This is a genomic window from Limosilactobacillus pontis (assembly GCF_002940945.1).
Taxonomy (GTDB): domain Bacteria; phylum Bacillota; class Bacilli; order Lactobacillales; family Lactobacillaceae; genus Limosilactobacillus; species Limosilactobacillus pontis_A.
On sequence record NZ_PNFV01000005.1, the window covers coordinates 71,121 to 94,022 of the forward strand.

The 22,902-nt window shown below is 50.9% G+C and carries 21 protein-coding genes and 2 pseudogenes; 4 read left to right on the forward strand and 19 right to left on the reverse strand.

What is annotated here, in order from left to right; all coding sequences use genetic code 11:
* The first annotated feature begins 17 nt into the window (after positions 1 to 17).
* Complete coding sequence (locus CK797_RS05365) at positions 18 to 443, forward strand: MarR family winged helix-turn-helix transcriptional regulator (RefSeq protein WP_104688729.1); 426 nt, start codon at positions 18 to 20, stop codon at positions 441 to 443.
* Between the two features lie 3 nt (positions 444 to 446).
* Positions 447 to 1,838, forward strand: a complete 1,392-nt coding sequence (locus CK797_RS05370) for an MFS transporter (RefSeq protein ID WP_104688730.1) — start codon at positions 447 to 449, stop codon at positions 1,836 to 1,838.
* A gap of 225 nt (positions 1,839 to 2,063) precedes the next feature.
* On the opposite strand, the gene CK797_RS05375 is transcribed toward CK797_RS05370, so the two are convergent.
* The 13 genes from CK797_RS05375 to parE form a co-directional block, all read right to left on the reverse strand.
* Positions 2,064 to 2,933, reverse strand: a complete 870-nt coding sequence (locus CK797_RS05375) for a MetQ/NlpA family ABC transporter substrate-binding protein (RefSeq protein WP_104688731.1) — start codon at positions 2,931 to 2,933, stop codon at positions 2,064 to 2,066.
* Positions 2,934 to 2,977: 44 nt separating this feature from the next.
* Positions 2,978 to 3,454 (reverse strand): S-ribosylhomocysteine lyase, encoded by a 477-nt coding sequence (locus CK797_RS05380; RefSeq protein ID WP_104688732.1) that lies wholly within the window; start codon positions 3,452 to 3,454, stop codon positions 2,978 to 2,980.
* Positions 3,455 to 3,479: 25 nt separating this feature from the next.
* The gene (locus CK797_RS05385) at positions 3,480 to 4,598 is read right to left on the reverse strand and encodes a vitamin B12 independent methionine synthase (protein WP_104688733.1); all 1,119 of its coding nucleotides are present in this window, start codon (positions 4,596 to 4,598) and stop codon (positions 3,480 to 3,482) included.
* 474 nt (positions 4,599 to 5,072) lie between these two features.
* Positions 5,073 to 5,789 (reverse strand): type IV secretory system conjugative DNA transfer family protein, encoded by a 717-nt coding sequence (locus CK797_RS05390; RefSeq protein WP_263851302.1) that lies wholly within the window; start codon positions 5,787 to 5,789, stop codon positions 5,073 to 5,075.
* Complete coding sequence (locus tag CK797_RS05395; protein ID WP_104688735.1) at positions 5,761 to 6,447, reverse strand: type IV secretory system conjugative DNA transfer family protein; 687 nt, start codon at positions 6,445 to 6,447, stop codon at positions 5,761 to 5,763. Before CK797_RS05395 ends, CK797_RS05390 begins: the two co-directional genes overlap by 29 nt.
* 45 nt (positions 6,448 to 6,492) lie before the next feature.
* A complete protein-coding gene (locus tag CK797_RS05400) occupies positions 6,493 to 6,903 on the reverse strand; it encodes a hypothetical protein (protein ID WP_104688736.1) in 411 nt (136 codons plus the stop codon).
* 500 nt (positions 6,904 to 7,403) lie between these two features.
* The gene (locus CK797_RS05405; RefSeq protein ID WP_104688737.1) at positions 7,404 to 7,679 is read right to left on the reverse strand and encodes a hypothetical protein; all 276 of its coding nucleotides are present in this window, start codon (positions 7,677 to 7,679) and stop codon (positions 7,404 to 7,406) included.
* A 90-nt stretch (positions 7,680 to 7,769) separates the two neighbouring features.
* On the reverse strand, positions 7,770 to 9,167 hold the full coding sequence (locus tag CK797_RS05410) for a C69 family dipeptidase (RefSeq protein ID WP_104688738.1): 1,398 nt from the start codon (positions 9,165 to 9,167) through the stop codon (positions 7,770 to 7,772).
* Positions 9,168 to 9,295: 128 nt separating this feature from the next.
* On the reverse strand, positions 9,296 to 10,231 hold the full coding sequence (locus tag CK797_RS05415) for a manganese-dependent inorganic pyrophosphatase (protein ID WP_104688739.1): 936 nt from the start codon (positions 10,229 to 10,231) through the stop codon (positions 9,296 to 9,298).
* A gap of 104 nt (positions 10,232 to 10,335) precedes the next feature.
* Positions 10,336 to 10,794: an NUDIX hydrolase gene (locus tag CK797_RS05420; protein ID WP_104688740.1), complete on the reverse strand. Its 459-nt coding sequence runs from the start codon at positions 10,792 to 10,794 to the stop codon at positions 10,336 to 10,338.
* A 12-nt stretch (positions 10,795 to 10,806) separates the two neighbouring features.
* On the reverse strand, positions 10,807 to 11,301 hold the full coding sequence (locus CK797_RS05425; RefSeq protein ID WP_104688741.1) for a DUF1836 domain-containing protein: 495 nt from the start codon (positions 11,299 to 11,301) through the stop codon (positions 10,807 to 10,809).
* A 54-nt stretch (positions 11,302 to 11,355) separates the two neighbouring features.
* Positions 11,356 to 13,821 (reverse strand): DNA topoisomerase IV subunit A, encoded by a 2,466-nt coding sequence (parC, locus tag CK797_RS05430; protein ID WP_104688742.1) that lies wholly within the window; start codon positions 13,819 to 13,821, stop codon positions 11,356 to 11,358.
* A 75-nt stretch (positions 13,822 to 13,896) separates the two neighbouring features.
* On the reverse strand, positions 13,897 to 15,891 hold the full coding sequence (parE, locus tag CK797_RS05435) for a DNA topoisomerase IV subunit B (RefSeq protein ID WP_181049527.1): 1,995 nt from the start codon (positions 15,889 to 15,891) through the stop codon (positions 13,897 to 13,899).
* 242 nt (positions 15,892 to 16,133) lie between these two features.
* Between parE and plsY the strand changes: the two genes are divergently transcribed.
* Positions 16,134 to 16,760 (forward strand): glycerol-3-phosphate 1-O-acyltransferase PlsY, encoded by a 627-nt coding sequence (gene plsY, locus CK797_RS05440; RefSeq protein WP_104688744.1) that lies wholly within the window; start codon positions 16,134 to 16,136, stop codon positions 16,758 to 16,760.
* A 97-nt stretch (positions 16,761 to 16,857) separates the two neighbouring features.
* Here the strand turns inward: plsY and CK797_RS05445 are convergent, their stop codons facing one another.
* Positions 16,858 to 17,736, reverse strand: a complete 879-nt coding sequence (locus tag CK797_RS05445) for an aldose 1-epimerase family protein (protein WP_104688745.1) — start codon at positions 17,734 to 17,736, stop codon at positions 16,858 to 16,860.
* Positions 17,737 to 17,875: 139 nt separating this feature from the next.
* Entirely contained in the window at positions 17,876 to 20,008 is a 2,133-nt protein-coding gene (gene topA, locus CK797_RS05450) for a type I DNA topoisomerase (RefSeq protein ID WP_104688746.1), read from the reverse strand.
* Positions 20,009 to 20,035: 27 nt separating this feature from the next.
* Here topA and CK797_RS09240 point away from each other — a divergent pair.
* A pseudogene (locus tag CK797_RS09240) lies at positions 20,036 to 20,209 on the forward strand (hypothetical protein); the annotation flags it as partial.
* Here CK797_RS09240 and dprA read toward each other — a convergent pair.
* From dprA to CK797_RS05470, 4 genes and pseudogenes are all read right to left on the reverse strand, one after another.
* A pseudogene (dprA, locus tag CK797_RS05455) lies at positions 20,127 to 20,978 on the reverse strand (DNA-processing protein DprA); the annotation flags it as partial. The pseudogenes CK797_RS09240 and dprA sit on opposite strands and share 83 nt — an antisense overlap.
* Before the next feature lie 47 nt (positions 20,979 to 21,025).
* Positions 21,026 to 21,793 carry a ribonuclease HII gene (locus CK797_RS05460; RefSeq protein ID WP_104688748.1) on the reverse strand — a complete coding sequence of 256 codons (768 nt, stop codon included), beginning with the start codon at positions 21,791 to 21,793 and terminating at the stop codon, positions 21,026 to 21,028.
* The gene (ylqF, locus tag CK797_RS05465; RefSeq protein WP_104688749.1) at positions 21,786 to 22,658 is read right to left on the reverse strand and encodes a ribosome biogenesis GTPase YlqF; all 873 of its coding nucleotides are present in this window, start codon (positions 22,656 to 22,658) and stop codon (positions 21,786 to 21,788) included. Before ylqF ends, CK797_RS05460 begins: the two co-directional genes overlap by 8 nt.
* A gap of 14 nt (positions 22,659 to 22,672) precedes the next feature.
* The gene (locus CK797_RS05470; RefSeq protein ID WP_181049528.1) at positions 22,673 to 22,894 is read right to left on the reverse strand and encodes a YozE family protein; all 222 of its coding nucleotides are present in this window, start codon (positions 22,892 to 22,894) and stop codon (positions 22,673 to 22,675) included.
* Positions 22,895 to 22,902: the final 8 nt, after the last annotated feature.

Genomic DNA, 22,902 nt, shown 5'->3' on the forward strand with positions numbered 1-22,902 from the left:
AAGGAGGAAGTATTAAAGTGGATAATCCAATGATCAGTATTGGTCGCCTGATCAAACAGGCTGACATCAGTCTCACCCGGCAAATGAACAACCTCGCCCGCCAGAATAACCTGACTGGTAACCAGATGAACATTATTGACTACCTAAGTCGGCAAGAAAACATGGCTACCGACCAGCAGGCTATTGAGCATGAGTTCAACATCCGCCGATCGACTACGACAATTATTTTACAACGAATGGAGAAACGGGGCCTGGTTCAACGGATTACTGACCCTCACGACCGACGGCGGCGCCAGGTTCAGCTGACGGCTATCGCCCGCGAATTGGTTCCGGTGGTAAAAGATTACATCAGGAAGCAGGAAGGCCTGCTGACTAGCCAATTCTCACCTGCAGAGCTGATCATAACTGCTCGCGTACTAAAATATATCAAGGAGGCTAATTAACCCATGTCAAAAAGCAGCGCCAGAATCCCGGTAAAGGTGGTTGCCGCGGTAGTCGCCACCGGCCTACTATCATTTTGCGGGGTCATTGTCGAAACCGCAATGAATATCTCTTTTCCCAAATTGATGTCCGAATTTGGGGTGACGACCAACGTGGTCCAGTGGATGACCTCGATTTACCTGTTAATTGTCGCCATCATTGTTCCCCTATCAGCATTGCTGAAGCGGGCATTTCGTACTAAACCGCTCTTTTTAACCGCGGTGATCTTTTTTATCATCGGAACCTTTATTGATGCCCTAGCGCCAACTTTCCCGATTCTCCTACTAGGTCGATTAATTCAGGGGATTGGTACGGGAATTTCTCTACCACTGATGTTCAACATCATCATGGAACAGGTGCCCCGCCAACGGATCGGCCTGATGATGGGATTTGGTAACCTAATTACCGGGATTGCCCCAGCAATCGGTCCAACTTTCGGGGGAATTATCGTTTCCAGTCTGGGCTGGCGGTGGATCTTCTATACTCTCCTTCCCTTCTTACTAGCGTCATTACTGCTCGGTTCCTGGGGGATCCGGCAAAGGTCTGCTATCGTCCAGCAACACTTCGATATTATTAGTTGCCTACTAATTGCAATTATGTTCACCGGACTGGTTTATGGTTTCAGCAACCTAGCTGTTTTACCGCTGCTCAGCTGGCAGGTCAGCGGAGCCCTCCTCACTGGAGCGATTGCAATGGGACTGTTAAGTTGGCGATCCCTAATCATCACCACCCCTATTCTCGACCTCCGTCTATTTAGCAATCACCGTTTTAGCGGTCATGTTCTGATCTTCTTTCTAACCCAAATGTGCTCCCTCGGTTTTGCCTTCCTGCTACCCAACTACATTCAGCTAGTCAACCATAACACGGCCCTACTCGCCGGACTGGTGGTAATGCCAGCCGGCTTTTGCGGCGCTCTCTTTGCTCCGATCGGCGGTCGCCTGCTGGATACGTATGGACCGAAAAAGCCCATTTTAAGCGGTGCAATGCTAATGACTATTTCAATCCTGATCTTTACGATTTGTTCACCCGCTATGAGTAACTTAGCTATCATGATTGTCTATATGTTCTACATGGCCGGAATGGGGGCCTTGATGGGAACGGTCATGACTAGTGCTCTCGCTAGTCTTCCACAGGATAAGCAAACCCAAGGCAACGCCATCCTCAACACCCTGCAGCAGTTTGCCGGTTCGATGGGAACCTCCATAGTGGCCATGATTGTGGCTAAAGGCCAGATTAGTGTTGGCAAGACGACGGTTGCCACTGCGTTAGGGACTCAGCACGCCTTCATGCTTTTATTGGCCTTTGTCATCCTTATTTTGGGACTAATCATACGCTTTGTACCTCGACGGTTACATTGATTTTGTTTGTATGGAAATTAGTTAGAGTAAATCGCAACTTAAATATATCGGCACAAAAAAGCAGTCCAATGAGTATACTCACTAGACTGCTTAAATTATCTCTAGCTGAACAGGTAAGCCAGCCATTCCTTAATCGTCTGTGGACGTTTTTGCTTGATGCTTGCCTGCTTGATTGACAACAGGTTGGTGTCGAGGCTGCGTGCAATATTCATCCGTATCCACCCCTTAGTCTGTCAGGTAGCTGAGTGGCTTATCAACGTTAACCTTGGTTCCTTGGTACTTCTTTTTAATCCACTGTTGGATCTGCTGGTTGTGATAGAGGGTGACCAGTTTCTTGTAAGTCTTGTTGTGGCGGCTTTTCTTGGCCGTCGCAATCACGTTAATGTTGTTCTTGGTGCTCTGGTTAACCTGCTCGTGGTAGATCGAATCCTTAAGGACGTTCAGGTGACCAGTCAAAGCAATCGTGTTTCCAATCAGGACGAGGTCAGTGGACTTCAGTACCCGGGGTCCCGTCGTATCGTCGATTTCCTTAAACTTAAGGTTCTTTGGGTTGGTGGCAATCCCCTCGGTGCCGCTAGTCGGACCAAAGTTCTTCTTCAGAGTAATCAAACCAGCACTTTGCAAAAGAAGCAGGCCCCGAGAGGTGTTGGCCGGGTTGTTGGCGATGGCCACCGTAGCACCGTCAGGCACCTGGCTCAGCTTGTGGTAGCGGTCGGAGTAGATGCCCATTGGCTCCAGGTAAGTCGTTCCCAGGGCGGCCAATTGGGCCTTCTTATTCTCCTTGTTGTAGGTCTCAAGGTACGACCATGACTGGAAGGCGTTGACATCAATCTCACCGCTGGCCGTGGCCTTGTTCAGGGCAACCGGGTCAGTGAAACTCTTGACTCGGATCTTAAGCCCCGCTTTTTTGGCCTGGTCGGACTTGGCAATGTGCTGCCAAATCTGAACGTCAGGACCAATCGTCCCCAGAGTAATGGTCCTTTTGCCCAGGGGGCCACCGTTGGCCGCGCTACTCAACCCCAGGCCAACTGCGATCACCGCGATGATCCCAATCACCCACCACCAAAACGTGCGTTTCTTTCGTGACTTACGCATAAAACCTGCTCCTTTCCTAACCAGTTGCGTTATTGTCGTACCCGTTAGTCGACAACGTGCCGTTCAAACGGCTTATCTGAGATTCCCTCGCTGAGGATCTTCTTGGACCATTCCTTGGCAGAGAAGAGGGAGTGGTCCCGGTAATTTCCGCAAGACTCGATGGTCGTCCCTTGGACATCCTCCCACTTAGTCTTGTAGGCAATTTCCTCCAACGATGACTTGAGGGCCTTGGCAACCTCAGTCGTCGAGTGTTCCCCCCAGGTAATCAAGTGGAAGCCGGTCCGGCAGCCAAACGGCGAGCAATCAATCACACCGTCAAGCCGGTCCCGGAGTAGCCCGGCCAGGAGGTGTTCAATCGTGTGCAGACCCGCCGTCGGGATGGCATTCTCGTTAGGTTGAACCAATCGCAGGTCGTAATTGCTGATCTTATCGCCCTTTAGTCCCTCTTCAACAGTGATTAACCGAACGTATGGTGCCTTTACCTTGGTGTGATCTAACGTAAAACTTTCAACTTTAGCCATAATGATGATCTCCTTTTTTTATTTCTTAGTTCCAAACTTCATGTGCAATGTCTTTAATGAGCTTCAGCTTCTGCCATTCTTGATCTTCTGTTAAAACATTCCCTTCTTCCGTTGATGCAAATCCACACTGGGGACTCAGGCAGAGGTTAGCCAATGGCACATGCTCCGCCGCTTCCTGGATCCGCTTGATGATCGCCTTCTTATCTTCAAGGCTTCCACTCTTGGAGGTAACCAGGCCAAGGACAATCCGGACATCCGGTCGCTGGTTCCAGATGGTGGCTAACGGAGAAAAGTCCCCGGCCCGGTCGCTATCATACTCGAGGAAGAAACCGTCGTAATCAAGTTGAGCCAAGTACTTGGCAACCGGTTCATAGCCTCCAGAAAAAAGGAAGGTCGACTTAAAGTTCCCCCGACAGATGTGAGTGGTGATGGTCAGCCCTGCCGGCCGGTCCTTGAGTGCCCCATTGATCACCGTCACTGCATCCTCGGCTAGTTGAACATACTTAGCGTGGGCGGCCGGGTCATCGACGGTGGCATTGAGTTTGCTGATCAAGAATGCCCAGGTAGTATCGTCAATCTGCAAGTACTTACACCCCAGGTCGGCGAAGTGCTTGATCGTCAACCGGTAGGCCTGCGCCAGGTCGGCCAGGTAAGCAGCACGGCTATCGTAGAACTCAGGCCAGTTATCTGATCGGTTGTCGCGGAAAAGCATCGTTGGGGAAGGAATGGTCTGTTTGGCCACCACGTCGTCTCCTGCAACCCTCTTGGTAAATTCAAACGCCTTGAAAAATGGGTGGTCGGGATTATAGGCCACTTTGCCAGCCAACTCAGCGTTATCGGTCCGAGTTTTGGCCCCCTGGAACTTGTAGCTCTGCTGGTAGTCGTACTTGGCAACTCCCTTTAGCCCCCAGAGAAAATCGAGGTGCCACCAGCTACGTCGAAACTCGCCATCAGTTACCGCATGGAGGCCGATACTCTTCTCCTTGTTGATCAGGTCAGTAATGCATTCGTCTTCGACCCGATTCAAGGCCGCTTGATCGAGTTCACCGGCCTTGAACCGGACACGAGCCTGTTTGAGTTTGGCCGGGCGGAGAAAGCTGCCGACAATGTCATAACGATATGGTGCGCGTAAGTTTTCTGTCATATTGAGTCCATCCTTTCAATGCTAAATGAGAATAAGATGAGATCTTGGAAAATTAAAAAACGTCCCGCGGAACAAGCCATAATTTAGCTGTTCCCCGGGACGTTACTGAATTTTCACTAGTTAACGTGTTACCACCCTGGTTCGGTACGATTTCACAACCGCACCCTTATTGGGTACACCATCACTGGTAGACCCAGGCGCTGTATCGGGCGCCAGCCGGGAGTTGCTTACCAAATTGCTCGCAACTCACACTTGCTCCAAGACCATATTCACATTCCTGAGTAGCACCGGTTCTCATCGGGTCCAGTTCTCTGTAACTACATTAGAATGTTACTCATCTTTTCTAAGCATTCCTTAATTTGATTGTCATTATAGTATAACGGTTTTTGGAAAAAGGCAAGGAAAAATTTGAATTTTATAATAAAAAATCGTCCAACCGATGATTAGTATCCCCCGTTAGACGACACAAAGTATTTACATTGGTAGATCATCAAGATCGTCAAAAATGCTTTCCTCATTCTCATCGTCTGTAACCAGATGTTCTTCCGGCAACTGCTTGAATATCTGAGTCAGTTTCCCCCATCTGACCGCCTGTGCCGGCGTCTGGTAGATGACACTCACATCAAACTTTTTCGGACAGTAGTTGGGATGGTCGTGGAAGTCATAGCGTGCCGTCGCAGTTAAGTGGCCGCTAATGTCGACTAAGAAGGTGTCCACCCCGAGCTGCCGGATGGCTTGCGCATCACGGTTAAAACGTTCACCGGCAGTCTTAGCCATTGTCAGGTCAGTCGTCCCCGTCATCAGATAAGCCCCGCAGTTGCCAATGACGCTTCCCGCATTCTTGCCGAACTTAGCTCTCAGCTGTGACTCATCTTGGACCATCATGCACAGAGAGAGGTTCCGGCTCCGTGCTGTCGCTAGGTAGTCGTCAAAGTGTGACACTTGGATGTTCTTAAAGTCATCAAGAAAGAAGCGGACCTTGACCGGCAGACGCCCCACAGACTGGTGAAAGGCGTGGTGATAGAGGAAACTGAAGAGTTGACTGTAGAGGAGGTTGGCGAGGAAGTTTTTGGACGGGTCAGCGTCATCATACAGGACAAACAGGGCCGTCTTCGGCTTGAGAAGGCGTGCAAAGTCCACCTGATTGCTGGCCAGTAAGCGATCAACGTCCCCGACCATGTACGGTGCCAAGGCGGTTCCCAGGATACCAACAATGCTGCTCCAGGTTTTCTCTGACCCCTTGCTCCGGGCAACGCTGTTCCAAAGCCGCAGGGCACCTGAATGCGGATTTTGTTCCTGAACCCAATCGAAGAGCCGTTCCCATCGTCTGCATCCCCACCGGCAGGAACTCTTCGGTGAACATGATCAGGGCCTCAAGCAGGCTAGCGGGCGCATTCGTCCAAAAGGGATCATCGAATCCCCGGTGGTTGGCATTACCAGTGATGTCGGCACCGATTACCTGGTGGGCAAAAGCGACCACGTCCATTTCATCGTGCATATAGTATAACGGGTTGTAAGTCATCGAATGCTTTAGGTCAACCAAGTTCAGGACCTGAATATGATACCCCTGGGCCCGCAGACTCATCCCCGTGTTGGCCAGGATGTCTCCCTTAGCGTCTGCCACCACATAGTTGGCATTGGCTTGAAGAATATTGGGTTCAACAAATGAATAGGTTTTCCCAGTCCCACTGGAGCCAACAACCAGGGTATTATCGTTGCGAGCCTGACCGTAATCGATTGGCAGATAGGTACCCCGACCGAAAATGGTAGCCCCCGACTGATAGTGCGTTACCCACGGGGTCGTCGCTGGCCGCGTTTTGTCAGTGTTATGAAAACCAATTGTCCGCATATCTATTTCATCCTTTCCTTCCTGTCGGTCATCACTAAATGAAGTCTACTCAACAGTCATCAAAAGCAGGTCATCCTTGGTTTCGGTCTTGATAGCCGCGTTGATGTCCCAGCTATCCCCGTCACGCCAGGGAAGGCTAATCGTGGTCACCCGTCCCTTGGTGTCCACCAGGTCAACGTCGACCAGGTCCGGCATGGTGGCAAGCCGCTCATCTAACATCAAACGTTTACCTTCACCGTTAAATCCATCGGTCGGCAAGCGATGAAGGTAGTCCAGTCGAGCCTGTAAAACAAGGTAATGACAGGCATGTGACCGTTGCAATTGTCCATCCTGATCAACCGTGACATTGCTGGTGATACCGTCAATCTGAAGTTCATCGATCGCCTTCACTGGGATGGTAAAGGACTCAAAGTTTTCGGAATTTAGAATTAACTTAGAAATCTTTGGTTTGGTCATCATTTTCCCCCTAAGAAACAGTTAGCGACAATAAAAAAAGCAAAATTACACAAAAAAGCCGTATTATGAGAGCTTTATCAGTTAAAAGGTTCATTTAGCAAACACGTATAACAAAATTGGGTACACTAACCCCAACATGTAAATTTGCTATTAGAACCTCTATCGCGTTTGGATAACGCACTTTATAATAAAACTTTCATAATACGGTTCTTTAAATTGTAATTTTGCTTAGTGGACAGTATTGCTGATCCACAGTTACCATTTTACTACGTCATCGCTAGGATGCAAGTAGTATCCAGATATTTTGATAAAAAATCGCCCACCCAAACTGGCGGACGATCTTATTACGTAATCAAGTTATCTTAACAGTATTCAATTGGAATTAATTGTATCTGCTAAATTGAGTATTATTATGCATTATTTATGGATAAATTGCAAGGAAAATTTTCATCATAATCAAAAAGCCACCTCACAGCAACTGTGGGATGGCTAAATTCAATTTAGTCCTCAAAGATATCCTGTTGCTTGCCTGTCAAAGAAATCTTATCGAGACCGTTGCTCAACTTGTAGTGGTCGGCATCAACCTGTTGTTTACGGTAACCGGCTCGAACAAAGGCGTCCGTCAGGTTAGCCATAAACTTCTGGCCTGCAGCAGCGGACTTGTAGACCATCTGATCAAGGTACATCGGTTGATCGGTGCTCTCCTTAATCAGTGTTACCAAGTAGACCTGCTTGCCAGTCTTGTTGATGTCTGACGTATTTTGCATTAATGACATTCTGCATCCCCTCCTACAACATAATTATACTTATTAATTGCCAAGAACCAAGTCCTCCTGACAATTGCTATACAAAATTTAGTTTCGTATTCAGAAGTTTAGCCTGATCTGTAGGGAACCCGTCTCGACCATTGACCCCAGACACTTCATCGCTAACGTATAGGCCCGCTGAGCAATTTGATCATTAGCTGTCATCAGTTTGGCCTGGAGATCATCACCATCAAGATCACTGACTGCTGTATCAGTGGTCAGCAGGATATGGCGCCCAGCTGCAATGGTGTTCTGCTTCATATCCTCAATGGCTGCCTCGTAGCGCTTCGGATGCTCATCGCCGATTGTAGCCAGAGCGTGAGTCATCCAGTACATATTGTTAATGTCGAAGTGCTCCTTGGTATCCCGGTAAGCTGCCGGGGTATCGGTGACGTTCGTGTAAAATGGCGCCAGGGCATTGTAGGCGTTGGGGCCAAACGCCAACCAGCAGATCCCCGCTAGCTTCTCGGGAACATCAGACCTAATCTGAAGGATGTGGACCTCAGAGTTTCGCTGGAGACCAATCGGCCGGAAAGCGTGCTGTTGAGCCGGCGTTCCAAGGTCACTGTAAGGGTCATACGGCGTGTGCTGGTAATGCGAACTCAGGGCGTATTTGATGTCCTCAATTGTCAGCAGGTGTTCCGGCCGACGAGCAAATGGCATGTCCGGATCGTCAACGTCACCATGCGCACCCGGGTTGAAGAGGCGCTGGACGTACCACTGCCGCGGGATATTATAACGGTAATCAGAATCGTTGTGACTACCGAAAATGTGACGGAGATTATAACTATCGCCACCGTCAACGTTCAAGTGGTGATCACGAATTAACTGCTCCAGATCACTGGATGCCATTGTATCTGGGGATCGGAAGTCAAAGTTGGTCACCGCAAACCAGTTTGGGGCCACCACGTAGCAGTCGTCAGGGACCCGCTGAGCAACCCAGTGGTGACCACCGATAGTTTCCATATACCAGACCTCGTCTTTATCCGAAAAGGCCACCCCATTGGATTCGTAGGTTCCATACTTGGCAAGGTACTTACCCAGTAGCTGGACCCCTTCTCTAGCCGAATGGATGTATGGCAGGACTAGGGTCACCAGATCCTCTTCGCCGACTCCCTGCTTGACCAGCGGGTCGATCCCCAGCACCCGTGAATTGGTCGTGCTGGTCTCGGTTGCCGACATGGTAACGTTAGCAGCATTGATGCCGGCTTCACCCCAGATGCCCATTTTCTTGGCCACAGACGGAATCTCCGGGACCGCCGTGTAACGCATTGGGTTGGCCGGCAGTGTAAACGTCGCCTTGTTAGTCACTGATTGATACTTACGTGGTTGCTGGTCCGGTTCAACCACAATAAAACGCTTTGGATTATAGGCGTGACCGAAGTCTTCGTTACGGGCCACCAGCGTCGAGCCGTCCGCGGTAGCCATTTTTCCGGCCAGGATTGTTGTACATGCCATGCTAAGATCTCCTTTTTATTCATCAACTATATAACTACCCTTATTGTAGTCATTTAATAGACTCTCCACAAATTTTTCAAATAAAAAAGCGGTCAGAGCTAAACTCAGACCACTTAATTGGTAAACGATTAGCCTTCAAAGGCCTTAGTCAATGGTGGAACAACCTGCTTCTTCCGGGAAACAACTCCTGGCAGGTTCATCCGCTTGTTGTCACCAAGCTTATGACCGAATGCTTCCTCAACCTTATCCGTGTCGTCACCGACTACCAATAGTTCAGAGTCACTGTTTAAGATGTTAGTAGCGATCAGAATGAAGAGTTGGTAACCATTAGCATCCATCAGTTCGTGCATCTTCTTCTCCAGGTCGTCCTGACGCTTGAAGACGTCATCCAGCTCCACAGCGTTGACCTGACCGATCCGCATCTTGGTGCCACCAAGCTCGAAGGTCTTTGCGTCACCGTCAACGATAGTAGCATCGTCCTTAGCATCAACGTTGGCCCCGGCCTTCAGCATTTCAACACCATACTTCTTGTAGTCATCCACGCCGGCCACCTTAGCCAGGTACTTGACAGCTTCCCGATCATGATCAGTCGTCGTTGGAGAGTTAAGCAGCAGGGTGTCGGAGATGATGGCGGAAAGCATCATTCCAGCCAGGTCTGCCGGAATGTTGATATGCTTCTCTTGGAACATTTCCGTCAGGATCGTGCTGACACAACCGTATGGGCGCAGGGTTGCCCACAGTGGCTGGGCCGTGTTGAAGTTGGCCAGACGGTGGTGATCAACCAGGTGGGTCACCGTAACCTTGTCGATGTCACTGACACTCTGCTGTGGTTCGTTGTGGTCAACCAGCATAACCTTGCTGACCTCGTTGGCAACAGTCTTAACCACACGAGGTGCCTGCATGCCAAACTTGTCTAAAGCAAACTTAGTTTCGTCGTTTGGTTCGCCCAGAGCTACCGCCTCGGTCTCGTAACCCAATTGATTTTGGAAGTATGAGAACGCCATTGCCGCGGTAATGGCATCAGTATCCGGCTTTTGGTGTCCAAAAACTAACTCTTTTTCCATAAAAGATTCCTCCTGTTTGTTCACATTTTGCACCGATCCATTCCGTGCGTGAACCAGTCTCTAATAGTCATTTTATCATGATAATGCCAAACGTGCATGGCTTTCTAGTGGTTCGCCAGATATTCTTGCAGGACCGTCCACATTTCAACGTGCTGATGGTTGAAGAAGCGCGGTGCTGGTTTCCTCAGGTTAAAGTAACGGGTCGTCACCGTTTCACTAGGCTTGGTTGGGTATTGACGGCTGTCAACTTGGGTAACCAGGTAAAAGGCGTTGACCGGCTGCACCGTATCCCCATTTGGGTAAGTATAGGTATCATGGTCAAACATCCCCAACATTTTCTGGGGACGGACGACGATCCCGGCATCCTCTTTAAATTCACGAACCACCGTCTCGGCAAAGGTCGCTCCAAACTCCATGTAACCACCGGGAAAGCTCCAGTCACCGGTATCGGCCCGTTCCTGGAGCAGGACTTCCCCATGCTCGTTTAACAGGGCTCCAGACGCACTGGTTAAGATTAGTGGTCGGTGACCCACCAGTTTCCGAATTTCCTTGATATATGCCATTGTCCTTCCCCCTCAGTCTTGCGTTTCGTGGATGGTAGCAAAGAAACGATCGACACTGGCCTTGTACGCCACCGCCAGGGCAAGCTGACGTAGCATTTGCTGGGCAGTGGTCCGCACGACCGGGACGGCTAGCGGCTGGCCAGTAAAGGCCGCCTGCACCGCCGATTCTAGTTCCTGGCAAAAGCTGTCATAAGCACTGGCCCGGGTAAAGCGGCTATTCTGCTGGATCCTGATGGCTACCCGCAAGTCTGCCAGTGGCAGGACATTCTTGGCCACCGCAATGAAGGCTAGGTCCGCCAATTGTTCACGCCCGTATAGCTTCCTAACTGGTCGGTCAATCAGGTGGTGTTTGACGTAGTTGCTGACCATTGCACTAGTCAGCCGTACGTCTCCCAGCGGGGCTAGCTGATTATTCAGGTAATCAACCACCTGCTCTAAGTACAACCCCACTGTAGGCAATGACGTGTACCGGGGCAGGTGTAAGACCTGCCCACCTTCTTGTTGCATCCTTATCCCTCGTTTCGTCCCCGCAATTATCGCGGTTATTCAGTAGCCGGCTTCTCAGGCCTCACTGGTCGACTCCTGTAAGATACCGGTCTTCTTGAGTTGGATCTTAACCGGGGTTCCCTGAGTATCGGTGTCGATAACAAAAGTGCCGTTCGATTTAATCGATCCTAGGTGGTGGTCACCGACTGCAATATCTTGGAACATCGGTCGATCGGTAATCACTTCAAAGTTGCCGGCAAAGTCCGCGTCGTAGGTCAGAAAATCAGCAATCTGGTGTGGATTGCGTTTCAGTCGATGGAGAACCAGCTCACCCCGTCGAGAACGGGCACCGACCGTAATCTCGTCCAGTGGCATTTCCTTGAAGGCTCCCCGCTGGGTAATGGTGGCGATCCGCTGACCATCAGTGACCAGGGCTAGGTTGACCATCATGTCATCGTCCTTCAGGTTGATGGCCCGAACCCCGGCCGTTCGAATCCCAGTAACCGGAACATCGGCCACGTCAAAACGTACGGCGTAACCATCCCGGCTGATTGCTAGCAGGGATTGATTCTTATCAGCCGGTTCATAGTAATCGACACTAACCAATCGGGCCGACGGGTTCTTCAGCTTAATGGCTACACTGGCATGGCTCCGGTATCGAGAACCCGGTTGATAGTCGGTGAAGGCCGATTGCTTAACCTGACCATCACTGGTCCCCATCAAGAAGGTCCCTGGCAGGTCCAGACGGTCGAACAGCATGGCCGTGATAATTTCTTCGTCATCTGCCAGGCCGATTGTCTGAGAAATATGCTCTCCAGTGTCCTTCCAGCGGGCATCGGTGATCTCATGGACTGGCCGATAGATGACATGGCCAAGATTAGTAAACATGAATAGGTGAGCTAGGGTGGTGGTCTGCTGGATCAAGAGCGGGTAATCATCCTCGCGCAAGCCATTCTCATCCAGGGCCGAAGCCTTGAACGAGCGCAAACTACTCCGCTTGATGTAGCCCGCATGGGAGACCAGGACAACCACGTCCTCCTTAGCTACCGTGACCTTGGTGTCAACCTCAAGCTTTTCCACTTGATCCTCGATCTTAGTCCGCCGTGGGTTACTAAACGCTTTCTTAATCGTCCGCATTTCCTTGCGCAGGACCGTGGCCAGTTCCTGGTCATCATTTAAGATCAGTTGGAACTCATCGATCTGCTTGTTCAGCTTGGCCTGTTCGTCTTTTAGCTCGGTAACATCGGTATTGGTTAGCCGATAGAGCTGGAGAGTAACAATGGCCTCAGCCTGCTCCGGAGTGAACTGGTACTGGTCGACCAGGTTTTGCTTGGCATCTTTACGGTTCTTGCTGGCGCGGATCGTCTTGATAACCGCATCAAGGATCGATAGGGCCTTGATCAAACCCTCGACGATGTGAAGGCGATGCTGCGCCTTGGCCAGGTTATATTGGGTTCGCCGCCGGATTACTTGCTTTTGAAAGGCAAGGTAGGAGGTCAAAATATGCTTCAGGCCTACCCGCATTGGACGTTGGTCATCGATGGCCACCATATTGAAGTTGTAGTTAATCTGCAGATCAGTATTCTTCAATAGGTAGTTGAGAACGCCCTGGGCGTTGGCACCCCGCTTAAGCTCAATAGCAATCCGCAGCCCGCTCCGGTCGGTCTCGTCCCGGGCCTCAACGATCCCTTCAACCTTCTTAGCTAGGCGGAGGTCGTTAATCCGCTTGACCAGCTGAGCCTTATTGACTTCGTAGGGAATCTCGGTAACGTTGATCTGCTGACGGCCACCACGCAGGGTCTCAATGGCAGTCTTGGCCCGCACAACGATCCGGCCGCGCCCCGTCTGGTAAGCCTTCTTGATCCCGTCTGCCCCTTGAACAATCCCACCAGTCGGAAAGTCTGGGCCCGGAATGAACTCCATCAGCTTATCCAGGCTGGCATCAGGATGACTGATCAGGTAGATCAAGGCGTCCAGGACCTCTGCTAAATTATGGGTTGGGATCTCGGTAGCATACCCGGCGGAAATCCCCGTGGCGCCGTTAACCAGGAGGTTAGGAATCCGGGACGGCAAGACAGTTGGTTCTTTCTCTGTATCATCGAAATTCAAAGTCATTTCGACGGTATCTTTGTCGATATCCTCAAGCATCAATCCAGCAATCTTGCTCAAGCGGGCCTCGGTATACCGCATGGCCGCAGCCGGGTCCCCATCCATTGACCCGTTATTTCCGTGCATTTCAACCAAGGGCTCGCGCAGTTTCCAGTCCTGGCTGAGCCGGACTAGGGCCTCGTAAATTGAACTGTCCCCGTGGGGGTGGAAGTTACCCATGACATTCCCGACAGATTTAGCGGACTTTCGAAAGCCCTTATCGTAAGTATTGCCATCTTTATTCATGGCAAACAGAATCCGTCGTTGAACGGGTTTTAGACCATCCCGAATATCAGGCAGGGCCCGCTCCTGAATGATTGATTTTGAATACCGACCAAAACGGTCACCCATGATCTGTTCGAGTGACATGGTCTCAATTTTAGCACTCTTCACCAAAACGCATCCTTTCTATTCGTTTCATAAAAAAGAAAGAGACCGGGTAATATCTCAGTCTCATTACTGCTAGGCCTACTTAGCACTCAGCTGTCCCTTGCTCTCGACCAGCTTGTCAGATTCCTGATCATCGCTTAAGGTGAACTGAACATTTTGTTCGATCCAGTCCCGCCGCGGTTCAACCTTATTTCCCATCAGGGTGGTGACCCGGCGTTCGGCTAGCTCAGCATCTGCGATCCGCACTCGGATCAGTGTCCGGGTGTCTGGGTTCATGGTAGTCTCCCATAGCTGGTCAGCATTCATTTCACCAAGCCCCTTGAAACGCTGGAGCTGGGCTCCCTTGCCCATCTGCTTAGTCAGCTTGGTCAGCTCGGCGTTTGTCCAGGCATAGGTAATCTTTGTCTTGGCTCCCCGCCCCTGTTGGAGACGGTAGAGGGGTGGCAAGGCAATGTAAATCTTGCCAGCCTCGATCATCGGCCGCATGTACTTATAGAAGAAGGTCAAAAGCAAGATCTGGATGTGAGCCCCATCGTCATCAGCATCGGTCATGATAATAATTTTGTCGTAGTTAGAGTCCTCAACGTTAAACTCCGATCCGGCACCGGCGCCGACCGTATAGATGATCGTGTTTAATTCTTCGTTTTTCAAAACATCATCCAGCTTGGCCTTCTCGGTGTTGAGAACCTTTCCCCGCAATGGAAGGATGGCCTGGTATTTACGGTCCCGTCCCTGCTTGGCAGAACCACCGGCCGAGTCACCCTCGACTAAGAAGAGTTCGTTTTTATTGGCGTTCTTAGACTGAGCCGGAGTCAGCTTACCGGAGAAGTTTCGTTCCTTCTTGCTCCTACGCTTGCCACCGCGAGCCTGGTTGCGGGCCTTACGGGCAGCCTCACGGGCTTCGCGGGCCTTCAAAGACTTACGGATCAGCATCTGGGCAAAGTCGCCATTTTCCATCAAGGCGTAGTTGAGCTGCTCACTGACAATTCCATCAACGATCTTACGGGCTTCCGGAGTACCGAGCTTATCCTTGGTCTGGCCCTCAAATTGAAGGAGCCGTTCGGGAATCCGCACGGAGATGACCGCGGTTAAGCCTTCACGGACGTCGCTCCCCTCCAGGTTCTTGTCATTGTTCTTGAGAAGTCCAACCTTCTTGGCATATTCGTTAAAGGTCTTGGTCCAAGCACTGCGGAATCCAGCCTCATGAGTCCCGCCATCCGGTGTTCGAACGTTGTTGACGAAGGAGAGGAGATTCTCTGAGTAGCCGTCGTTGTACTGAGCAGCCACTTCGACCTCGACCCCATCCTGTTTGCCGTCAAAGTAAAGGATCTTCCCCAGGGTGTCCTTGCCTTCGTTGAGGTAAGAAACAAATTCCTGAATTCCATCCTTGTACTGGAAAACATCCTGTTTCTCCTGACCGGGCCGCTTATCGGTAAGAACAATCTTGATTCCCTTTAACAGAAAGGCCGATTCACGCAGGCGGTTGGCCAGGGTGTTATAGTCGTAGACGGTTGTAGTGAAAATCGCCGGGTCTGGTTTGAAGGAAACCGTGGTCCCGTTACCATCCCGGGTCTTGCCAAGTTTTTTTAAGGTACCAACCGGTTGGCCGCCATCCTTAAAAATTTCCTGGTAACGCTGGTGATCCCGAACAATCGTTAATGTCAGGTGGGTTGACAGGGCGTTGACAACTGAGGCCCCAACCCCGTGCAAACCGCCGGAAGTCTTATAACCGTCAGACTGTCCAAACTTTCCACCAGCGTGCAGGACCGTCATGATCACCTCTGGAGTAGGTTTCCCGGACGCATGCATCCCAACTGGCATTCCCCGACCGTGGTCCTGAACCGTGATCGCATTGTCAGGCTCGATGGTGACGCTGATCTCCTCTCCGTAGCCGGACAAGGCCTCATCGACCGCGTTATCGACAATTTCGTACACCAGATGGTGCAACCCACGGGCATCGGTCGAGCCGATGTACATCCCAGGACGCTTTCGCACCGCCTCTAGGCCCTTCAAGACCTGAATTGATGAATCATCATATTTTACTTTTTTCGTGGTCACAAAATGACCTCCCATAAAATAATTATAACGTACTAAACGTATGTTCGATAAAAATATTTTATCATTGCCACCTGCCGAACGCAAACCCTTTTCATTATCCGACAAATTGACAAGGTAGACACAATATGAATGATACTCAAAATGAGACCATTTCGCAAATTTTAATTCGCTACCAGTTTTAAATCCGAGTGGCGAATGACACGGTTTCATGCTATTCTTGATGAGCAATAATGCATTGATAACGAGGAGTAAAATAAATGATATTTAAAGTAATTGTCATGATTATCGTCGCTTACCTATTAGGGTCTATTCCCTCGGGACTCTGGATCGGTAAAATCTTTTACCACCAGGATATCCGTCAGTTGGGCAGCGGTAACATTGGCACCACCAATACCTTCCGTACCCTGGGGCCCAAGGCCGGTGTGGTGGTTCTCTTTATGGATGTTCTGAAGGGAACCCTAGCCGCATCCCAGCCCTACTTCTGGGGAGTTAGTGCCAGCATCAACCCGCTCTTGATTGGAATCTTTGCCTCACTAGGCCACACCGTCTCAATCTTTGATCACTTTCATGGTGGAAAGGCGGTGGCGACCAGCGCCGGGATCTTGTTAGCCTACAACCCACCCTTGTTTGGGGTTGCCTGCCTAATCTTCATTACTACCCTGCTATTGACTAGCATGGCCAGTATGGCCAGCATTATTGGAATCAGCGCTATTTTCATCATCGCCCTGTGCGAACATGACTGGATTCTTTCCCTAGTGGCCGGGATCTTGACGGTCGTGGTCATTAACCGCCATCGAAGCAACATTAAACGCATCTTTGCCGGTAAGGAGTCAATGGTCGGCTTTGGCCTTGGCCACTACCTCCGCCAGCGTCACCAAAAGTAAATAAGGGAGTTCAAAGAGGCCTCCAGTGTTCGGAAAATCTGAACGCTGGAGGCCTCTTCGTGTACTGTGCTGTTGCATTTCATTTATGTTGGAAATTTTAAAACGGCCGAATGCTGAACCGGTACTGGGCTACCTGTCCCGGAGCCAGTCGATGCATATCCTGCTTGTGGAGGAGCTGACCATCGGCATTTACGTTATCAGCAATCCCCCACCATGGCTCGACACAGACAAAGTTAGCCCGGGCCGGATAAGCTGACCAGACCCCCACATACTGCGTTCCCACGCTGGTCACCGTCACCCCATGCTCACCAGCGGGATCGGTCAAGGTAGCCGCAAAATCACTACCCGCTGTCTTGAAAATCACCGCATCGTTCTTGAAAGTCTCGTGACTGAACGTTAATGGCTGGTGCATATCAATCAATTGCGGGTGATTGGAATCGTTGTAAGGCCCGTGCAAGACAATCCGGGAATATTCCTCGGCTGGCTGGACGCTTAGCTTGACCTGGTCAAAGTTCGTTCCTGCCGTCAGTGGCATGTTAAAGCCAGGGTGGGCACCAATCGCGTAAATCAGCGACTGATCGGTTGCGGGGTTTTTGACTGTGTAGGTGACCTGTAGACGATCTTCAACCAAGGCCATCGTTACACCCAGACGAAAGGCAAAGGGAAAGACCTGACGAGTCTGGTCATCATCGTGCTGCTCAAAAGTGACCCGATCATTCTCCTGGCTGACTACCGCAAAACGTCGATCCCGGGCAAAACCGTGCTGAGTCTGGTGGTAGGTATGGCCTGCAAAAGTGTACTGGTCATCCTTCAATCGTCCCACAAAGGGGAACAGGATTGGGGCCTGTCGTCCCCAACTGTCTGGATCCCCTTGCCAGAGATACTCGTAGGAATTATCACAACGTTTGACGCTGTGGAGCTGGGCCCCTAGTTCATCAACTTGTACCGTCAATTGATCATTCGTTAGTGTAATCATTGTTGTCCCTCCATTGTCAAACGATTATCATTTAACCTGTAAAAAATTTCCTAACCCCACCATAGCAGGTTAGGAAACCCCTTTCAATAACTTCAACCGGGTAATTTTAGTAAACTTTGCCCGATGGTTTTTACTATTTTTACTTCTGGACAGCCTCTTGATAGTCACCGTTTGGACAAACGACCTGCTTGCCACCCTTAACTTTCTTTTCGACTAGGTAGTGACCATCCTTTGGACACTGGCGGCCAATCGGCTTGTCCCAGGAGACAAAGTCACAGTCTGGATAGCGAGAACAACCGTAGAATACCCGGTTTTTCTTGGACTTGCGTTCAACCACGGTTCCCTGGTGGCACTTTGGACAAGTGACCCCAGTATCCTTAACGATTGCTTTCGTGTTCCGACACTTTGGAAAACGTGAACAGGCGTAGAATTTACCGTAACGTCCCATCTTGATAACCATTGGAGCCCCACAGATGTCACAGTCCATTCCAGCCAATTCATCACGCATCTGGATCTTGTCAACCTGCTGTTCAGCATCCTTGACTTCCTTAGAGAATGGCTGGTAGAAACTGTCAACCACCTTGATCCAGTTTTGCTTGCCTTCCTCGACCCGATCCAGTTCACCCTCGACATCAGCAGTAAACTTGGCGTTGACAATCTCAGGAAACTGCTGCTCAATGATCCGGTTGACGATCTCGCCAAGCTCAGTTGGCTCAAAGTGACGGGAAACCAGCCGGACGTAATAGCGCCGCTGGATCGTGTCTAGAGTTGGTGCATAGGTTGATGGCCGGCCAACCCCGTTCTGCTCCAAGGTCTTGATTAGAGCCGCTTCGGTATAACGAGCCGGTGGCTGGGTGAAGTGCTGTTCTGGATTATCATTGACCATTTTAGCAGTGTCGCCCTCGTTTAGGTCAGGAAGGAGGTTATCTTTTTCCTCACCGCGTTTGTAAACCTTGGTAAAGCCGGGGAATTTAACCTTGGAACCGTTGGCCCGGAAGTCAACCCCGTTTTGTTCGAGGTCAACCGTCATCGTGTCTACCACTTGAGGTGTCATCTGACTAGCCACAAACCGCGACCAGATCAGGCTGTAGAGCTTGTATTGGTCCCCGGTAAGGTACTGCTTCATTGCTGCCGGAGTCCGGTAGACGGAGGTCGGCCGGATGGCCTCATGGGCGTCTTGAGCTCCCTCAGGCAGTTTTCCCTTCACCGGCTTAATAGCGGCGTACTCACCACCGTACTGCTCGTGGATAAACTTAGAGGCTTCGTGCTTGGCAATCGAGGCAACCCGGGTGGAGTCCGTCCGCATATAAGTGATCAGGCCAACCGGTGCCCCCTGCTTGATGTCAATTCCTTCATAGAGCATCTGCGCCGCCATCATGGTTTTCCGAGTCCGGAAGTTCAGACGGCGGTTAGCATCCTGCTGCATGGTTGAGGTCGTATACGGTGGCTGCGGCTGCCGCTTCCGCTCCTTGCGTACTACTTTGGTAATGGCAAAGTTCTTCCGCTTATCCAATTTGCCCAAGATAGCCTGAACATCAGCATTATTGTGTAAGCGAGACTTCTTACCACCCTCACCGTAGAAACTTGCCTGGAAACGATCATGGTCGTGGGTAAACTCAGCGTCGATCGTCCAATATTCCTCTGGCTTGAACTTCTTGATCTCATTCTCCCGTTGGATAATCAAGTTAAGGGCCACCGACTGTACCCGTCCAGCACTTAGTCCCTTCTTGACCTTCTTCCAGAGAATTGGACTGATAGAATACCCCACCAGCCGATCCAAGACCCGGCGTGCCTGCTGGGCATCTACCAAGTCCATGTTAATGGTCCGGGGTTCCTTGAAAGCCTCCTTGACCGCATCCTTGGTAATCTCATTGAAGGTCACCCGATTCTTCTGATGGTCATCGAGTTTTAGAATGTTTGAAACGTGCCAGGCAATCGCCTCTCCCTCCCGGTCGGGGTCTGATGCCAGGTAGATAGCCTTGGCGTTCTTAGCATCCTTCCGCAGTTCCTTGATGACGTCCCCTTTGCCCCGGATTGAGATATAATCGGGTTGATAATTGTTCTCAACGTCGACCCCCATCCGGCTCTTGGGTAGGTCACGGATGTGTCCCAGACTGGCGACGACCTTGTATGACCGTCCCAGAAACTTACCGATTGTCTTCGCCTTCGATGGTGATTCTACGATTACCAGGTTTTTTCTTGGTTTAGCGCGCCGGGTGGTCTTCCGACGGCTAGTCTTTTTTGTCTTACTTGTCGTTGTTTTGGTTGCCATAAAGTAGGCTCCTCACGTTCTAGATTAATTTCTCTTCTATTATTAATCCATTTAACCATTATCTGTCAAATCAGAAAAGCCCTTTTTGAGAAATTAACCCAAAAAGACACAATCACGCAAATTCGTCAATTATATCTTGTGCCCGCAGGATTGGCTTGGCTCCAGCCGCAATCAACTCGTTACAGCCCAGTGACCGGATGGTATCGATCCGACCCGGAACAGCGCAGACGTTGCGATTTTCATCAAGGGCCAGGTTGGCCGTGATTAGGCTGCCACTGCGCCGCTTGGCCTCCACCACCAGGAGAGTCTGGACCAGTCCAGCAATAACTCTGTTACGCTCGGGAAAATGATAAGCCAGTGGCGGCTCGCCCCAACCATATTCCGACAGGACCAGTCCCCGACTGGCCACTGCCGCCTGCAGCTGTTGGTTCTCCGCTGGGTAACACCGGTCAATCCCGCAGCCAATCACACCGATGGTCATCCCCCTGTGTTCCAGGGTAATCCGATGACTCAGCCCGTCAATTCCCCGTGCCAAACCGCTGACCACCACTAGCCGGTGCTTGACAATCTCAGGAATAAACCCCCGCAGGACGCCAACCCCGTAGGAAGACGCATCCCGAGCCCCAACGATTCCTAACCGCGGTCGCTGAAGCAGGGCCAGGTCCCCGGCATAAAAAAGAACCAAGGGCGGACAAAAAATCTCCTTGAGCGATACGGGGTAAGCCGGGTCGACGATTGTAATATGAGGTTGGTCTTGATTAACCTGGACAGCCTGATCTAATACTGGGCTAGTCCAGTTGTTCAGCAGGGCAGTCTGGGACCGCCGACTGAGCTGACAATCGTCCACCAGGCGCGATAGATCATTGAAACACCGTAATTGTTGCGCCCGGGTCCATAATCGAACTTTTGAAATTCGGCCAAGACCGCGGCAGAGACTTAATCGTAGTAAGAAATCACGTGCTTGTAACATAAAAAGAACCTCCTACTAACTAAGTACGAGGTTCTAACCCAAAAACACTAATTTAAGTAATCTTGTACCGGCCGAAACGACCGCCGGTGAATCGGCGTTGCCCCGTGGGCAGCTAGCCCAGCCAAATGCTCCTGAGTCCCATAACCCATATTCTCTGCAAAACCATAGCCTGGGTAAACCCGGTCATAGTCGCGCATCAGGTGGTCCCGATATTCTTTGGCAACGATACTGGCGGCGGCGACACTAACACTCTTCTGGTCCCCCTTGATTAGGGTTGTCTGAGGGATATCGAGCTGTAACGGTACCGCGTCAACAATCAAGTGGTCTGGCCGGTGGTGAAGGTTTTGCACTGCCCGAATCATAGCATCCTGGGTAGCTGCATAGATATTCAGCCGATCGATTGCTATCCGATCGTTGACGGCAATACTAACTTCCACGGCCTTGTTAACGATCTTCAAATACAATTGCTCACGTTCATGACGGGTCAGCTGCTTAGAATCAGTCACCTCAACCAGGTCAAAGTCTGGTTGCAAAATCACGGCACAAGTCACTACTGGCCCGGCCAATGGGCCCCGGCCGACCTCATCCATTCCTGCTACATATCGACAGCCGTCCTTCCAGAGAGCTTCCTCGTAACGAAAGCGCCGGCGAAAAGCCGCACGGACCGCATTCAGCCGGTCGATCCGCCGATAAAACCGGGTCAGCGCCTGCTGGACGCCCTTGCGTGTATCTGTCTGGAGAGTAGTAACATACGGGTCACCCCGATCAGTCAGTTGACTGAGGTGTTTCTGGATCTGTTTTACAGTCTCACTCATTGATGCCCTCCGCGTTCAAATCACCCGGTACCTCCATCGTGATTGGTCCTAACTTACCCTTGCGTAAGTCAAAGATCAGCCGCTCACTCGCCCTGTCATAGTCATCACGAAAGCCCATCTTCTCAGTGATGGTCAGAAGCAGGTCTGGGTCGGGCACCGCTTCTGCCATATCGGCAGCACTTAGCCGGTAACGCTGAGCCAGTTTCTCCGGCTGGTGTTCCCGCAAGTAGCGGAGTGCAAATAGGGCTACGTCGTCCTTAGGGTAGAGGCTATCTTTGATGGCCCCGCTCAACGCCAGCATCTGGCCCTGTTTGGCGCTGGCAAACTTGTGCCAGAGAACCCCCGGGGTATCCAGTAGCTCCAGGTCAGCAGAGGACCGTAGCCATTGCTGACCGGTTGTAACCCCTGGCCGGTTACCGGTGACGGCAACGTTACGCTTTACCAGATGGTTGAGGAGAGTTGATTTGCCGACATTCGGCACCCCGACACACATCGCCCGGATTGGCCGCTTCTTAAGCCCCTTGGCCGCTTCCTCAACAATCTTATCATGGAGGATCTCCTTGCTCTTGGCCGTCACTAGTTTGGCCACATTGTGCTGACGAGAGTCAAGAGCAAGGACCGGCTGCCCCTGCTCTTTAAAGAACTGCAGCCACTCGGCCAGCCGGTCTGGGTCGGCCAGGTCGGTCTTGGTCATGATCAAGAGCCGTGGCTTGCTACCGGCAGCCAGGGTAACCTCCGGATTCTGTGAAGAATACGGAACCCGGGCATCAACCAGTTCAAACACGATATCGACCAGTGGCATCTGTTCCCGGATCTGCCGTAGAGCCTTGGCCATGTGGCCGGGAAACCATTGAATCACTGCCATAACTCACTACCTCCTTAGTTCATTGCGTCTAAGTACCGTTGCCAAGCCGAATCAAAGATGGTCATTGACGGCAGGTACTCGGCGTTTTCCTCCAGGTACTTGGAAATCTCATCGAAATCGGTTGACTGCTTGGGAAAGCTGCTATCCAAAAAGGCGTTGTTAGCAAACTGCTCCACCTCGTCGGCATTAGTCGGCTTACGTTGGGTCATCAGAAAACGATAAAAACTATCACGCATTATTAATC